The organism is Nostoc sp. (assembly GCF_036919495.1).
In the GTDB taxonomy this organism is placed as follows: Bacteria; Cyanobacteriota; Cyanobacteriia; order Cyanobacteriales; family Nostocaceae; genus Nostoc.
In genome coordinates, this window is the sequence record NZ_JBALBZ010000137.1 from 1 (window position 1) to 14,491 (window position 14,491).

The window sequence follows — 14,491 nt, forward strand, 5'->3', positions numbered from 1 at the left end:
CATCGGAAGCTGGGTGCGGTGAAAGTCGCACGCCCAGATTTAACAGAGAGGTGCCCCGGATAATACCGGGCATCGACTCTACCATGAGGTACATCACGAAATCTGAAAGCTTTGATAGAAGAGGGCAAGGAGAAAAACTGTATTGCATAATAGCCGAAAGCGCTGTATGCAACGCCAGTTTTTTTACTATCTGAGAATCTTAGCTGTTGTAACTTACGGTGTTCTGATAGCCCTCTGGGTTAACTTCTGACTTTTAACTCCTGCCCAAACTGTAAGTGGCTGTCCGACCTTTTTATATAGCAAGCTTTCTAAAATCACGCCATTATTATTGGCAGTAAGAGTTTTATTTGGCTGACGCAGAGATTCATAAAAACCGTTGTACCAGCCGTCTTTAGATTTAAGGTTAGCTTGGACAAAATCAAATAACTGACTGGTGTAAGTAGTATTGTAAAGCACATGCCAGCCGATCGCAGCTTTGGCACTGAGGAACCGCAAATCGTTGTGTTTTTCTCTAGTATCTGCGATGGTTGCCCAAGGTTCTCCGTTGACAAACAAGCTGCTGTAAACAAAGTATGGGGGGCGATCTAAGTTGTCTTCCGTGACGGCAGTTAATTGTTTTGTCGCTTCATAACGCGCTGCTTGAGCAGCTAAAATGCGATCGGCGTATATTTTAGGCAAAGCTTGAAACCCAGTTTCGATGCCATCTAAGATATAGGGTTCGCTAAGAACGTAGTTATTGGCTCCAGAGTTTTTATAGTCCCGTTGGTCGTAAGGAACTCCCTGTCCATAAAGATCAACAAAGGCAGTATGGGATTGATAATCCAATGCTTGTGTAACATCCAAGCCCCAAAGCTTTAAACCATAAGCGGCATAATTCTCATAGCCCAAGCGACCTTCTTGGTTGTACTGTTCTTTGCCTTTAATAACGGCAGTACCGTACATTTGTCCATTTTTGGTCAGACGCTTGACTTGCCAATGTTTCCAAATTGCTTCTGTTTCTAGCTGCATCTCTGGATACTTTGTGCCGACAATCTTCAGCCAGATTGCCATCCGCCCTAAATCTATGGCTGACCAACCAATTTCTTCGCGTTTTTCTAGTTGACCATAATTAACGGGTACAAGGGTTTTTGCATTGTAGACTTTGTTGGGTAGCTCCCCTTTGTATAAAGGCATAGATGCCAATGTATTCAACATTTTAGTCATTTTGGCATCAAAATCAGCCGCAGGCACAATATTGAGTTCTCTAGCACTGACCAAAGCTGCGATCGCTGCTGTCTGATCCCACATACTGACAGAGGCAAAGCCATCAACGGAATTGACTAAGCCAGTTTCATCGTTCCAATTGCGCTGGAAGTATGACCAAGCCTGACGGGCAGTTGTCGTTTCTTCTGGGGTCAGTTTTCCAACTCTAGGAGCAATGTATGGAATTATTGATACAGTTAGTTGGTTCTTAGGAATGGGCTGACCTGGTAAAACGACGGATTTCGCATCAAGACTGGCAACTATTTCAGGTTCTTTAGCACCAGAAACAGGGCGTTGGGATTTCTCCGGTTGTACCGATTGTCGTACAGCAGTTTGGGATGTTGATATTTCAGGTTTTTCTATAGAAGTCTTGGGAACTTGCTTAGACCAAACATTTAAAATTGCGATCGCAATTAGACCGGTAACTATTCCTCCGACAGAAGCTAGTATGGACAAACTCTTAGATGGCGGTTGAAAATCAGAACTCATACTGATTAAAGCCTTATCTTGTAGGTTAGCGTTGCTTGCGTATTTTCACCAAATACATTCTTCCCAATTTTTAAATCTAACTAACACTCAGAAGTTCACCTGACTACTACAATAAAATAGTCACGCATCCGATCTCTGGAGTTCTAGCAGTGGGATTATTTGATGATTTGAGTCGGTTTCTAGAAAACCGTTTAGAAGAATTCTTGCGTAACAATCCACATTTGGAGTTAGAGGCGCTGCTAGAACAGCTGCGTGAGCAAGAGGAAGGCACATTAAAGCTGATCGCAGATTTACAAGTACAAGAGAAGCGATCGCAAGAAGAAATTCTGTCCACTGCTCAAGAAATTCAGCGTTGGCATATCCGTATTCAAAAAGCCAAAAACGCCGACAGAGAAGATTTGGCAAGTGCGGCAGGTGAACGAGAAGCAGCCCTGTTGCGCGAAGGAAATCAGCGCTGGGGACACATGCAAGGGCTGAAAGAACGCATTAACCAATCTCAGGAACTACTGCAAAAAATTCAGCAACGGCGACAAGAAGTGCAAGCTAAAGCAGCCGAAGCACAGACAGCCCGTGCTAAAGCGCAAACCCAGCAGCGTTTTGAAACTAGCGGCTGGTCAAATAAAACTAGCAGTTATTCTGGTGGCTTTGATGACTTAGAAGAGAAGTTCCGTAGCTGGGAAACTCAGGATGAGTTAGAACAAATGAAGCGGAATTTAGGAAAATAATCGTAAAGATACAGTCATTAGTCATTAGTCCGAGAGATATCATGCCCAGCCAACAGCTTGCTCAAAGCATCGTTTGGGGTAAGGTATGTACCAAAAACTCTTTATCAAACGAGAAATGCTGATTTTGCCGTTAGTTCTTAACTTTAGGGACTTCCAGTAAAACCTGCGGGGTGTTCCGCGAACGTAGGGGCCCACTGTGCGCTCCTATAAACGTACAAATTAAGTTGGGATAATTTATTTTTTGGAAGTCCCTTAGTGGCTCACCAGATTTATTACTATATTTTGTTTGTCGAAATTGGCACAATTACCCCTAAATATGTATGGTGTTATTGACCTGACTCATTTTTAAAGAAAAAATGAATTCCGATATTTCGCACAAACGAAACCTTCACCAATTTGATCTTGTTGCGTATTTAGTAATTGAAAAATTTAGTCTTTCTCCTCTAACTTCTGGACTGTTGGCAGCAGTTACCGCTACTGTAGTTTATCTTTTTACTGCATTCCTAAGTAATACGCTGTGGTCTAAGCAGGGGGAGATGGGGTTGCTTCGAGACTGGATTCCCTGGTTAGTAGGACTTTTCATTAATCCAGTAACATTGGGATATTAGTTGTGGAGTTTTCAAGCAATCGATAAAGTAATTCAAGACCTGGAAAAATCTGACGTATTAGAAATTGACAAATCAGAGATTGATCAATTTGTTATTAACCTCTATTCCCAAAAATGGCGCAAACTTTCTGCGCTTGCCAGCGCTCTCTTTTTCAGCACTATTGTTTTTATAATCAGACCTAGATTAGAAGAGAGTTGGACTAGCTCTAGTCTTCTGCCAGGATTGACCATTACGATTGCCACATTTGCAGTCGTATATATGAGTCTTTACATAAAATTGCTCGACAGTTCCGAGCAGAGTATTCAGGAATTTATACTAGTCTGACTGAAGACACAGAAGCCTTCAAGAAAAAATCTGAAAAAATTCAGCAGCTACGCACTTTATACACTATGACCGATGAGTTGCCAGTTTGGCCTTTTGATGTCAAAACTTTCCGCCGATATCTCCTAACTGTTCCTACTCCTCTTATTGGTATCCTAAGTGGCATATTTAAAAACTTGTTACTAAATCTACTCAAGCAACAGGGTATCAAACTTGGGTAGTTAAAGGTGTTATCATATAACACGCAAATTCCTTTAGCTTGGAACTTCCAAAGATTGAAAGGAGCGGAAGGCAGTGACAAGATTAGTGATGCTATGACGACTAACTTAAACTTGTCTGAACTTATCAGAATAAAGTTCATCAGACACTTCTTTGAGTTTTGGTTCAACTACTGTCAAATGTTGCTCCAAGATAGCCAAATTGCGAATATTAGACTTATAGAAAGCATCAAATAAATCACCCACTAAAGGCACAGTACCAACGACTGCTTCCAAACCAACATTAAAAATCATTTTGGCTAAATCTTGACGTGGGATGCCAAAACGGGTAGCTAAAAATATGATATAAGCTGAAAACGCTGTACTGATTAAATCACCAGCACCTGGAACCAAACCAATAATTGGATCTATTCCAATGCGGAAACCTGTTAGAGGGATGCGTATAGATGTATCCATCAGACGGCTGAGTTTGCGGATGCGATTGAGAGTAGCAAGGCGTTTAGCAGCGTCCATAATTTCTGATATTTACACTACTCTTAATTTGCACCATTTTTAATTATTTGTCCTGTACCGTCAGAAAGAAAAGGTAGTGGACTACCCACACTGACGCTATGTGAATGCTCCCGAACAATTTGCTCAAGCCCCAAGTCTGACCAAGCTTGATTTTGTGCAACTTCATTACTAATTGGTATTAGTACAATTATCAAGCAAATAAATTCTGGAAATTGTATTTAATTTACTAATCAGGATTTATTTTTCTGATAAGGTTTAGTAAAGCCAAGTTTTACATCTTCTTTGTATTACTACTAGCACATCGTAAGAATACTTAAGTTTTTGATTAACCATCAAGGAGGAAAAAATATCAAAAATATTATGGTGTTCAAAGATGATGTGTAATTAAATACACTTGTTTATTCCTATTTTGCGTTGTTGCCACAGTATTTCTCAAATATTTTTTATAAGAACTGAGGCAGAGAGAATAATATGTTTTTAGACATTTTAGCTAGCCTACAACGGTTGTTTGTCGGTTACATTCCAGCCGTTGTCCTGGGTAGTTTTATTGGATATTTCATAGGTCTAAATAGCATGATTTATCAGCTATTTAGGCTAATATTTCAAATACCACATAGTATCCCGCCTATAGCTTTGCTACCTCTTAGCCTAATAGCATTTCAAGAGAGCGAATCGGCTGCTATTATAGTAGTTTTTTTAGGAACTCTCTGGACGATGATTATTAATACGGCAATAGGGATGCGGCATTTTCATAGACAGAATAATAACTTTCGAGTAGCTATATTTCATCTATTTCACGCCTTGAAAGTTAGCATTTGGGTAGCCTGGTTTATAGTTATTGCTACAGAAATGTTAATCGGTCCAAGAGGACTTGGCTTTACCCTGTGGGATGCTTATAAAGCTGGCAATGCCGATTACATAATTCAGGAGATTCTCTACATCGGTATTATTGGCTTTTTGCTGGATCAATTACTAGATTTTGCAGCCTATATTCTCTCGCAAATGGTTTCAGATGGGAAAAAATCTTCCTAAATTTTATCTAGGCTTGCGGATTGCACCCTGCCAGCTAATAGTTTGCTTCGCAGAACGTATTCCCAAAGAACGAGTTGCTACGACTTCAATATCAACGTTGACACCAGGGCGTAAAGCTTCATCAGGAATTTTGAGTTTACCCAAAGCTAAAGTAAAACGGTTGTAGTCACGAGTCACAAGTTCGTTAGGAATATCCCCTTCATATTCAGTTTTGTAGCCAGAAAAACCGTGCAAGCTATCTTGTGTGCGGAATTTTACGCGAAATTGAGTATTAATAGTATCAGACTTTGCTGCCAAATCGACTATTTTTAAGTTGAGGTTTTGTCCTGCATCGGCAAACTCTGCCACCGCTAACCGGGTAACATCTTTTTTGGGAATGGCATGGTTAACGGTAAATGTTGTCAAGTTAGCCTCATTTTTGGTGTTCCCCTCAACCCATAAGTCTTCGGGAAAAGTAATTTCTACTTGTTTGTTATCAGTTAAATTTAGTGTTACAGCTTGATTGCCAAAGGTGGCGATGGGTTGTCTTTCTTGCCAAACTAGTTGAAAAGCTTCTTCTAGACGCTGTTCAAACTCAAGGTAATTATCAGCGATCGCAGAACCAGGCACAAGTAGAGAAGTTGCCCCCATCCGTTGATTCCATTTATTCTTCGAGAGGTTGAACTGTTTGTTTGTCAGTTCCGAAATTGCAAGCTTCACAGATGGAGTATCATCTGCCAAAGGTTCCTTGCTATTGACAATACTCAAAGTTCCTAAGCGCCCTTGGCTACCATCGCTACCATCGCTGCCATTTCGGCCATCGTTACCATCCCTACATCGATAAACCTTCTCAGTACACTTGTAATCAGAGCTACCAGGAGTTCCCTTGCAAGTTTTCACTTCCCATCTCCGTCTGTGACAGTTGCAACCCTCAGTACCATTGCCACCTCTACCACCGCGCCCGCTTTCTCCACCAGTGGCCCGAACGGAAACGTTCCGTAACTCTGCCAAATTGCTGTAATACACTGTGAGCGAACCACCATTTCCTCCATCTCCTCCTTTGCCACCGTTACCGCCATTAGCACCATTTGGTGCATTTATGTCGTGGCTGACGCGTGGGCGTAGCCCGTCGTAGGCATCGCGTTGGTAATTACAATCAGGTTGCTCGCCATGTTCTCCGTCTTCCCCGTCTTCACCATCTTTACCGGACAAGTCAAGATTAACGGCTGAACCATTGATAAAAATATTTTGGTTTTCACCACTGCCACCATCTCTACCCGATCGTCCATCACTTCCTGTGCGTCCATCTCTGCCATAATTTCTGGCTACTTTATAGTATTCGTCAGAAGCAACGGCTGGACATAAAACTGAACCAGAGGCAGGCAAAAAGCTAGTAAATAAGCAGAATGTCAGCAGTAGTGGCAGCTTACTCCTAAAACCATTGTGCATCTAGTTACACCTAAAACTTTAGTTGAATTATCTACTCCTGACGCTGACTTTCAACAATTTGCTCCCTCTTATCTAGTAATGTGCTACTGATATCATGTCCCCATAATTAGTTATGCTAACCACAGTTATTACACCCCACCCCCAACAGCTTATCGCTCTTCGGGAGGGGAGACAAAGCGTAGCTTTGGCGGATTAGGGTTCTTCGGGTTTAATAGCAATCAAGCTGATACCAATTCTGTATGAAGATGCACATAATTAGTCCCCCCTTCACAAACTACGGTGTACACACAAGTCTTAAATAGCTGAAAAACCCAAGGTTTTACCCCACCCTAACCCTCCCCTTATAAAGGGGAGGGAACTAGATTTTCGGTTTCCCTCCCCTTATAAAGGGGATTGAACTAGATTTCCGGTTTCCCCCCAATATATCGGGGGGATTAAGGAGGGTAATTCGACTTGTGTGTATGACCGTAGCCTTCACAAGGGGGGACGGCGTAGCCGGGGGGTAAATATATGCAGCTTCACAAATAAACGGTATGACATGATATGATTTGCGTCAACGTACCACACACCTAGCTTAATAGCCGATCAACCTGCTGTTGGATCGTCATTAACCTTAATAATCAGCTTGCCAAAATTATCACCTCGAAGTAAACCGATGAATGCATCAGGAGCGTTCTCTAAACCAACAACTACATCTTCTTTATACTTAAGTTGACCAGACTGTAACCATCCAGAAACATCACGCAAAAAATTATTAAATCGATGTTGATAATCGCTAACTAAGAAACCTTTGATTAAAGCTCGTTTGACTAGTAGTGGTCTTAAATTAGGCCCTGGTGGAGTAGATGTAGCGTTATACTCCGAAATCAAACCTACTAATGGAATTCTTGCCCCAAGGTTGATTTGCTGCAACACAGCTTCTAGAATTACACCTGCTGTATTGTCATAGTAAACATCAATCCCATTAGGGGCAGCTTCTTTGAGGGCTGAATCAAGTTCTTGAGTTTTGCGATTAATGCCAACATCAAAACCTAATTCCTTAACTATATAATCTCGCTTATCGTCACTTCCGACAATTCCCACGACTCGCGCACCTTTAATTTTGGCAATTTGACCTGCTACTGTACCTACAGCGCCAGAAGCGGCTGAAACCACAACAGTTTCACCTTCTTTCGGTTGACCGATATCAAGTAAAGCAGCATAAGCAGTCAGACCTGGCATACCCAATACACCTAGACTATAGGATAAAGGTGCTTGAGTAGGATCAAGTTTACGTAGTGTCTCACCCTTAGATACAGCATAAGTTTGCCAACCGTTATTGCTAAGAACAAAATCCCCAACTTGAAATTGAGGATGATTTGATTTAATTACTTGGCTGACTGTACCACCTACAATAACTGAATCCAACTCTACTGATGCAGCATAAGACTTGCTTTCACTAATGCGACCACGCATGTAAGGGTCGAGAGATAGATAAATGGTGCGGCTAAGAATTTCGCCTTCACCCGGTTCGGGAATTGGTGTTTCTACTAAAGCAAAATCCCTCTCCTTTGGTTCGCCGACTGGACGGCTTTTAAGGATAATTTGTTTGTTAATTAAATCAGACATAAGTTATTTTCCTCTAAATTAATTTGACCATTTATTGGTATACATACAGATGTATATTCCGAAAACACTTCTACCTTTAGTGTGAAACTTACAAAAAATATAGAATTCCTATTTTATTTTTCAACAAACCCTCTACAACTTGAAAAGCCTGATTACCTATTCCCCACTTCCTACATACACAAATAAGTTAAAAACCTTTGGCGCAGCCTCATAAGCAAATGGTATTAAAGCAGAGTAGTAACTGGCGTGCAACTTCCAATCATATTGGTATCTAAGATAACGTTATTGAATGTCTTTCTAATAGTAACTCCTCTGTTTGTATCTCGACAAAAGTACTCTTGACGAACTCTGCAATTTCTATCCGATTCCCACCGGGATCGCGCAGGAAAAACCTTACACATCCTGGAATTGGTCGTTGATCGGGAATAATTTCTACCCCATGTCCTTTTAGGTGTTCCTCAAAGGCGTTCAAGTTATCGACTTGAAAACAATAATGTCGTCTAGATGCTTGGTTATTGATGTTTTTCTCTGTGCTAATGTGCAGCTCAATGTCTCCCAACTTGTACCACGCTCCTGAATCGTTTTTGATTACCTCTGGTCTGGGAATTTCAGTCAATCCCAAAATTTTGCTGTAAAAAAATAGCATTGCATCCTCCACCTCAAGAGGATAAGTTACCTGAATATGATGAACTGCATCAAGCTTCATAAATTTTTCTCCTAGTTTGGGTTAAATTTGGCAATACAATCAATCACCTATGCGACAAGCTTTCCCATACTGATGCGTTCTTCGACGAGATAGCCAAGTTTTCTATAAAACTCAACTACTTCTGCGTTGGAGACACGGACTTGGAGATTGATTTTGAGGCATCCCATCGCTATCAATACCTTCTCTGCGTGCCGCACTAGCTTGCTACCAATACCCTGCCGTTGATAGTGAGGACTGACCGCAACTGTGTATAGCCAACTGCGATGCCCGTCATATCCCGTCATTATAGTGCCTATAATTACAGAGTTAATCTCAGTAACGAAAAACAACTCAGGCTGTACAGCAAGCTTCTGACTGATTACCAATTTTGGGCTACTGTGCGATGGGTTATTAGGAAATACTTCATCCCACAGAGCATTTACTGATTCAGCATCAGATTCTTGATATGGTCTTATATTCATCTACATCTCTAAATCAAAGGACTTGCCTTTGCCCATTGTTTGTGAAATACTACTTTTAAAGTACGGTAAATCGGTAGATATTAAGTAATATACTGCAAAATTTACCATAAAACATTTCGTCCTCAAAGCAATTACAGGCTAATCCTTAAGATGACAAACACAGAAATTCGCACCGCTCAAGTTAAAGTCCCTAACGGTGATTTGCAAATTGATGCTTACTTAGCTGAACCAGCACAAAAGGGAACATTCCCAGCTGTTATCGTGATTCAGGAAATCTTTGGCGTCAATATTCACATTCGGGAAGTTGCTGAGAAATTTGCCAAAGAGGGTTAACATAATTCAATTGGTGATAAATCAGGTGAGTATGGAGGCAAAAACTTAACCTTCGAGCCAACAGATTCTATTAACGCTTTTGCAGGTGCAGCATAATGCACGGGTAAATTGTCCATGACTATAATTGCTCCAATCCATAATTGAGGTAGTAAAATTTGCTCAATAAAAACTAAAAAGCTAGCAGTGTTAAGACTACCTGGAAAAGTCATAGTGGCAATTAAGCCCTCATCACTCATAGCTCCAATTACGGTGATATTTTTGCCTTTATTTCCCGGTCGCTCATCTTGCTAATTCCCTTTGGCTGCCTTCTTTGTTTTGCCACGCACTTAATATCTTTTGTCGTAAGTCAATTGAATATGCTGCCATCTTTAAATACTATTCTTAACATTTTTACAGTTTACTATCTTTGTGGCTGGTTTGATATCAAATTGCTGTAAATTGCCAGCATTTGCAATGCATCACTTTCATTAGCTAGTCTGATTGCAGCCTTCACAGCACATCCTTTTTGAGCTAAAAATTAATCAAGCAAACTCAACATACTCAATAATGGTTCCATCAGGATGCATCGCTCGCATATTGACTCCAGTGGGAACTTTGTTAGGTTCAGCCAGAATCACTGCACCCTGCTGAATAAGTGCTTCTCGAAAATCATTGAGTGAGTCAACAAGAAATGTTGCATGTGTACTCTTGAATGAAGAGAGTGCTTCTGCCGAACCAGCAATTAAAAGAATAGAACCCACACTTGCGAGTTCCAACTCAGCTTCGGAATATTGAAACCACAACCAACATTTTTCTGTAAAGAGGTTTTCATAGAAAGCGATCGCTTCATCCAAGTCTATCGGACTAAGATAGACTCTGGTTAGTACTTTAAGAATTTGCATTGCAAACTGTCTGTTAGGCAGCTAGTGGATTTTATTTTGCTTACTCGGCAACCATAGTTAACTAAGATTGATCAATAATTTATCTTCAATTTTAAAAAGGTCTTCAACTCTCTGTTCACCTAGCTCTAGATAACGTTGTTTGCTGTCAATCAAAATACATTTCATTTCTACTCCTTTAGTCCTATAAAAGTCATCTGTATAGCTATCACCAATATATATACATGATGAAGCATCAGTATTTGGTACAACTTGCGTAAAACCGTGGCGAATTGAGCATTAAAACTGAAAGGCAAAGGTTGGCACACAGAGAAGTCGGAGTTAAGCAAAAACCGGAGCGGAGGTTTCCTTCAATCTGGATTTTTCAAGAGGGACTTCTAAATAAAGGTAAGTTTCCTCTGGAGTTAGGGAGGATCAAACTTTAAGCCAAACGTATTTAAGATATGAATTTCTCCTGTGATTGCCGCTATGCAAACAGTCAGAACGCAGAGTCTTGATCATAAAGTCGGTCGGGATGATACTGAACCAGTAGCGTATAATATGTATTTAAAATCAATACGAATTACTGTCTTCTCTACGAGACGCAGCACAAACGTAGCGTGGCGTAGCTCATTAGAAGTTACCAATTATTTAAACCTTTGCTCCATGTGCATAGATAAAATAGTTATCTGTCACGTTCGCCTCAGCATGAAAACCTACTTGCTTTAGCTTATCTTGAAGTTCATCAGGCTGATAAAAAATTTTGACAATCTGAAATTCTTGACCATCATTTAACTTTCGGTTTTTATATATGTTTCCGTCGTCTTTAAGAATATGATTCTTAGCCGTTGATGTCGGTTCAAAGCGAGAGTCAATTATAAACACTTGTCCACCAAGGCGAACAGATTGATAGACTTTTATCAAAAATGAATCGAGTAATTTTGGCGGCACATGAGAGAGCCAAAAGGCAAAGAAAACTAAATTATATTCAGTGTCAGGTTCCCATGTAAATAAATCTATGAGGTGATATTCAATACTCGGTGAATTTAACTTCGAGCGATTAATTGTAATCACTTCTTCAGAGACATCGATCGCAGTAATTTTTTTCCCGATATTTAAAAGCTCCTGCGTCCAGATACCTGTTCCACAGGCTAACTCTAAAATATCATCTACCACGCCAATTTGGTGTAATGTATTTTTGATAACAGCTACTTCATTAAACCAGCGCTGGTTATTTTGGGTACCGCGATCGTAGCGTCCTTTCCTATAGAACCAATCATCATATTCGTTGGCTCTAGCGCGATAGTACTGAATCTGTTGTTCAAGAATATTATCTGTCATCACCTGCTTACTGATTTCGTTGAGTTTAGATTTGATGTTGCTATGACTTTTAAGGGAAATTTTGTATTCAGCGAATAAACTTGCATTTCAGCTTTAATTATGTGATATTTTTATCATTCTACAGTAGTACGGTAAATCAATAAACTTGCCGGAGTTATACCGTAGTTTTGCTGTAGTCTGATATTAATTTCCCCTTTTAAACAGAGTAATGATGTTGACTAAGTTCTTTCTAACCCGACTGTTGGGTATGGCTTTTGCCTTTCTCCAAAGGTTCCAACAACGAAGAATCCGCACTTTTTCCCTACTATTTGCAGTGGGACTTAGTTTAACTTTGGCTGTCTCTGCTTGTTCTCCAAGCGCAAGCAACAACTCTGGCACACCGCAGGCAACCCAAGCCCCCAGTCAAGCAGCTAGCGGTAACACAGTTCACATAGGTTACCAGAAAGCGTCAACTGTTCTCTATGCCCTGAAGGCGAGAGGAGAATTAGAAAAAGCTTTTGCAGCTTCAGGAACTTCCGTAACTTGGTCGGAATTTCCTGCTGGGCCTCCACTCTTAGAGGCATTGAATGCAGGCAGTATTGATTTTGGCTATACCGGAGAATCACCACCTATATTTGCTCAAGCTGGGGGTATTCCTTTGCTTTATGTTGCCTACGATCCTTGGAGTCCCAAGGCTGAAGCTATTCTGGTGCCCAAGGATTCACCTATTAAAAGTGTGGCTGAACTCAAGGGTAAAAAAGTGGCTTTTGCTAAAGGTTCTAATGCTAACTACCTATTGGTGAAAGCGTTGGAAAAGGCAGGGGTACCGTACAGTGATATTCAACGAATAACTCTCACTCCCGCCGATGCTCGTGCTGTATTTGAGCAAAAAAACGTTGATGCTTGGGCAATTTGGGACCCGTACTTAGCCGCAGCAGAAGCAGCAACAGGCGCACGTACCTTAGTAGATGCGACGGGATTAGCTCCCAATCGTGGTTATTATCTGGCTGCAAAATCTTTTGTTGATGCCAAGCCAGATTCTTTGAAAATAGTTCTCGATCAGGTGAAAAAAGTTAGTGAATGGGCAAAAAATAATCCTAGTGAAGTTGCTAAATTTCTTTCTCCAGCTTTGGGTATAGATGCTCCTGTGTTAGAAATCGCAGAAAAACGGCGTGAGCATGATGTACTTCCGCTCACAGACGAAGTAATTACTAAACAACAAGAGGTTGCAGATGCCTTCTACAAGATTAAATTGATTCCGAAAGAAATCAAAGTTAAGGAAATTGTTTGGCAAGGCAAATTGAATAATTCGTAATTGGTAATTTTTGAATTACGGATTAGCCTATTTATTATTTGCCAGCCAGTGATACAGTTTTGGGTGAACAGGTAATATGACCAATCTCAGTGTTAACCTTAACAAAGTCGCTTTACTCAGGAATGCTCGAAATTTTGGTAGACCGAGTGTGATTGAAGCGGCTTTGACCTGCATTCAAGCTGGCGCACAGGGAATCACAGTTCATCCTCGCCCAGACCAGCGACATATCAAGCCCGAAGATGTCGATGCACTGGCGCAGATATTGACTGTTGAGTTCAACATAGAAGGTAATCCGTCACCTCAATTTTTAGAGACAGTCCGAAAAATCAAACCAACGCAGTGTACCTTAGTTCCTGATGCACCTGATGCTTTCACATCAGACCACGGATGGGATCTAGCTACAGATGGCTCTTGGCTCAGACCAATCATCCGAGAGCTAAAAGACCTCGGTGTTCGAGTTAGCTTGTTTATGGATACTGACTTAACTCAAATTAAACGTGCTAAAGAGATTGGAAGCGATCGCATTGAGCTATATACAGAACCTTATGCGACAGCTTTTCGTAATGGCAATGTAAAGTCTGTATTTCAAGACTACCAAAAAGCAGCACACAAAGCTCAGGAAATTGGTTTAGGAGTGAACGCTGGGCATGATTTAAATCTGCAAAACTTAGAAAAATTCTGTACAATTTCTGGCATACTTGAAGTGTCTATTGGTCATGCCCTGATTGCTGATGCTTTGGAGGTGGGATTATTTACTGCTGTGCAAGAATATTTAAAAATACTATCTTTGAACTAGATTGAAACCTTTTTCATAATAGGTGAAGCAGTATATATTTTACTGCATAAATAGTCCGCTAAAGTATTCTATTTCATCAAAAACAAGATTCAGAAGTCAGACAGTTAAATATGTATAAGTTTGCCCCAGCTTGGGAGAATGAGCAAATAGTATTTGGTGCTGCGCGACCTGGATACACTAACAATAAGGTTCAGGATGGGATAGAATTCATGAAGCGTCAAGATATCAAGCGAGTTTGCTGCCTTCTTCCTAATCAACAGCTAGCTTCTTACTCTAATCTTCTGGACACCTACAAACAGGAATTTGGGAATCAGCTAGTTTGTTGGGCACCTATTGCAGATTTCCATTTATCTGATTTAGAAACCCTTACACAGAAAATACTTCCTTTCTTAATAGAAGCAGATAAAGAAAATGAGAAAGTCGTTGGGGAGCATCCCATTTTTGCAGAAATACTGATTCATGAGTGTAGTATGGGGAGAACACAATACTTACTTAAACCATAGGCATGACCCCCGAAGA

General features: G+C 40.6%; 15 protein-coding genes and 2 pseudogenes. 7 read left to right on the plus strand and 10 right to left on the minus strand.

Annotation, left to right across the window (positions count from 1 at the left end; all coding sequences use genetic code 11):
• Positions 1-213 precede the first annotated feature (213 nt).
• Positions 214-1,731: a DUF3131 domain-containing protein gene (locus V7K25_RS19135; protein WP_335160090.1), complete on the minus strand. Its 1,518-nt coding sequence runs from the start codon at positions 1,729-1,731 to the stop codon at positions 214-216.
• A gap of 149 nt (positions 1,732-1,880) precedes the next feature.
• Here V7K25_RS19135 and V7K25_RS19140 point away from each other — a divergent pair, with 149 nt between their 5' ends.
• On the plus strand, positions 1,881-2,456 hold the full coding sequence (locus V7K25_RS19140) for a TIGR04376 family protein (RefSeq protein WP_335160091.1): 576 nt from the start codon (positions 1,881-1,883) through the stop codon (positions 2,454-2,456).
• A 356-nt stretch (positions 2,457-2,812) separates the two neighbouring features.
• Complete coding sequence (locus V7K25_RS19145; protein ID WP_335160092.1) at positions 2,813-3,064, plus strand: hypothetical protein; 252 nt, start codon at positions 2,813-2,815, stop codon at positions 3,062-3,064.
• Between the two features lie 647 nt (positions 3,065-3,711).
• Here V7K25_RS19145 and V7K25_RS19150 read toward each other — a convergent pair.
• Positions 3,712-4,116 (minus strand): DUF4112 domain-containing protein, encoded by a 405-nt coding sequence (locus tag V7K25_RS19150; RefSeq protein WP_229555927.1) that lies wholly within the window; start codon positions 4,114-4,116, stop codon positions 3,712-3,714.
• A 23-nt stretch (positions 4,117-4,139) separates the two neighbouring features.
• On the minus strand, positions 4,140-4,310 hold the full coding sequence (locus V7K25_RS19155; protein ID WP_335160093.1) for a hypothetical protein: 171 nt from the start codon (positions 4,308-4,310) through the stop codon (positions 4,140-4,142).
• Between the two features lie 277 nt (positions 4,311-4,587).
• Between V7K25_RS19155 and V7K25_RS19160 the strand changes: the two genes are divergently transcribed.
• Complete coding sequence (locus V7K25_RS19160; protein ID WP_229555926.1) at positions 4,588-5,148, plus strand: nitrate transporter; 561 nt, start codon at positions 4,588-4,590, stop codon at positions 5,146-5,148.
• A gap of 3 nt (positions 5,149-5,151) precedes the next feature.
• Here the strand turns inward: V7K25_RS19160 and V7K25_RS19165 are convergent, their stop codons facing one another.
• The 4 genes from V7K25_RS19165 to V7K25_RS19180 form a co-directional block, all read right to left on the minus strand.
• Positions 5,152-6,576 carry a collagen-like protein gene (locus V7K25_RS19165; RefSeq protein ID WP_335160094.1) on the minus strand — a complete coding sequence of 475 codons (1,425 nt, stop codon included), beginning with the start codon at positions 6,574-6,576 and terminating at the stop codon, positions 5,152-5,154.
• Positions 6,577-7,161: 585 nt separating this feature from the next.
• A complete protein-coding gene (locus V7K25_RS19170; protein ID WP_335160095.1) occupies positions 7,162-8,184 on the minus strand; it encodes an NADP-dependent oxidoreductase in 1,023 nt (340 codons plus the stop codon).
• 271 nt (positions 8,185-8,455) lie between these two features.
• The gene (locus V7K25_RS19175; protein ID WP_335160096.1) at positions 8,456-8,890 is read right to left on the minus strand and encodes a VOC family protein; all 435 of its coding nucleotides are present in this window, start codon (positions 8,888-8,890) and stop codon (positions 8,456-8,458) included.
• Between the two features lie 47 nt (positions 8,891-8,937).
• Positions 8,938-9,351, minus strand: a complete 414-nt coding sequence (locus V7K25_RS19180; protein WP_335160097.1) for a GNAT family acetyltransferase — start codon at positions 9,349-9,351, stop codon at positions 8,938-8,940.
• A gap of 150 nt (positions 9,352-9,501) precedes the next feature.
• Here V7K25_RS19180 and V7K25_RS19185 point away from each other — a divergent pair.
• Positions 9,502-9,681: pseudogene (locus V7K25_RS19185) on the plus strand (dienelactone hydrolase family protein); the annotation flags it as partial.
• Here V7K25_RS19185 and V7K25_RS19190 read toward each other — a convergent pair.
• The 3 genes and pseudogenes from V7K25_RS19190 to V7K25_RS19200 form a co-directional block, all read right to left on the minus strand.
• A pseudogene (locus V7K25_RS19190) lies at positions 9,681-9,950 on the minus strand (transposase); the annotation flags it as partial. The pseudogenes V7K25_RS19185 and V7K25_RS19190 overlap by 1 nt on opposite strands.
• 255 nt (positions 9,951-10,205) lie before the next feature.
• Entirely contained in the window at positions 10,206-10,565 is a 360-nt protein-coding gene (locus V7K25_RS19195) for a VOC family protein (RefSeq protein ID WP_335160098.1), read from the minus strand.
• Between the two features lie 627 nt (positions 10,566-11,192).
• The gene (locus V7K25_RS19200; protein ID WP_335160099.1) at positions 11,193-11,882 is read right to left on the minus strand and encodes a class I SAM-dependent methyltransferase; all 690 of its coding nucleotides are present in this window, start codon (positions 11,880-11,882) and stop codon (positions 11,193-11,195) included.
• A gap of 211 nt (positions 11,883-12,093) precedes the next feature.
• Here V7K25_RS19200 and V7K25_RS19205 point away from each other — a divergent pair, with 211 nt between their 5' ends.
• The 3 genes from V7K25_RS19205 to V7K25_RS19215 all read left to right on the plus strand — a co-directional run bounded on the left by V7K25_RS19205 (position 12,094) and on the right by V7K25_RS19215 (position 14,475).
• A complete protein-coding gene (locus V7K25_RS19205; protein WP_335160102.1) occupies positions 12,094-13,176 on the plus strand; it encodes a sulfonate ABC transporter substrate-binding protein in 1,083 nt (360 codons plus the stop codon).
• Positions 13,177-13,252: 76 nt separating this feature from the next.
• Entirely contained in the window at positions 13,253-13,972 is a 720-nt protein-coding gene (locus tag V7K25_RS19210; RefSeq protein ID WP_335160100.1) for a pyridoxine 5'-phosphate synthase, read from the plus strand.
• A gap of 110 nt (positions 13,973-14,082) precedes the next feature.
• The gene (locus V7K25_RS19215; RefSeq protein WP_335160101.1) at positions 14,083-14,475 is read left to right on the plus strand and encodes a protein-tyrosine phosphatase family protein; all 393 of its coding nucleotides are present in this window, start codon (positions 14,083-14,085) and stop codon (positions 14,473-14,475) included.
• Positions 14,476-14,491: the final 16 nt, after the last annotated feature.

Coding starts and splice junctions, on each gene's coding strand:
- V7K25_RS19175 (WP_335160096.1), bottom strand. CDS start 8,890: ATGAAGCTTGATGCAGTTCATCATATTCAGGTAACTTATCCTCTTGAG.
- V7K25_RS19200 (WP_335160099.1), bottom strand. CDS start 11,882: ATGACAGATAATATTCTTGAACAACAGATTCAGTACTATCGCGCTAGA.
- V7K25_RS19215 (WP_335160101.1), top strand. CDS start 14,083: ATGTATAAGTTTGCCCCAGCTTGGGAGAATGAGCAAATAGTATTTGGT.
- V7K25_RS19145 (WP_335160092.1), top strand. CDS start 2,813: ATGAATTCCGATATTTCGCACAAACGAAACCTTCACCAATTTGATCTT.
- V7K25_RS19170 (WP_335160095.1), bottom strand. CDS start 8,184: ATGTCTGATTTAATTAACAAACAAATTATCCTTAAAAGCCGTCCAGTC.
- V7K25_RS19195 (WP_335160098.1), bottom strand. CDS start 10,565: ATGCAAATTCTTAAAGTACTAACCAGAGTCTATCTTAGTCCGATAGAC.
- V7K25_RS19210 (WP_335160100.1), top strand. CDS start 13,253: ATGACCAATCTCAGTGTTAACCTTAACAAAGTCGCTTTACTCAGGAAT.
- V7K25_RS19180 (WP_335160097.1), bottom strand. CDS start 9,351: ATGAATATAAGACCATATCAAGAATCTGATGCTGAATCAGTAAATGCT.
- V7K25_RS19135 (WP_335160090.1), bottom strand. CDS start 1,731: ATGAGTTCTGATTTTCAACCGCCATCTAAGAGTTTGTCCATACTAGCT.
- V7K25_RS19205 (WP_335160102.1), top strand. CDS start 12,094: ATGTTGACTAAGTTCTTTCTAACCCGACTGTTGGGTATGGCTTTTGCC.
- V7K25_RS19165 (WP_335160094.1), bottom strand. CDS start 6,576: ATGCACAATGGTTTTAGGAGTAAGCTGCCACTACTGCTGACATTCTGC.
- V7K25_RS19160 (WP_229555926.1), top strand. CDS start 4,588: ATGTTTTTAGACATTTTAGCTAGCCTACAACGGTTGTTTGTCGGTTAC.
- V7K25_RS19150 (WP_229555927.1), bottom strand. CDS start 4,116: ATGGACGCTGCTAAACGCCTTGCTACTCTCAATCGCATCCGCAAACTC.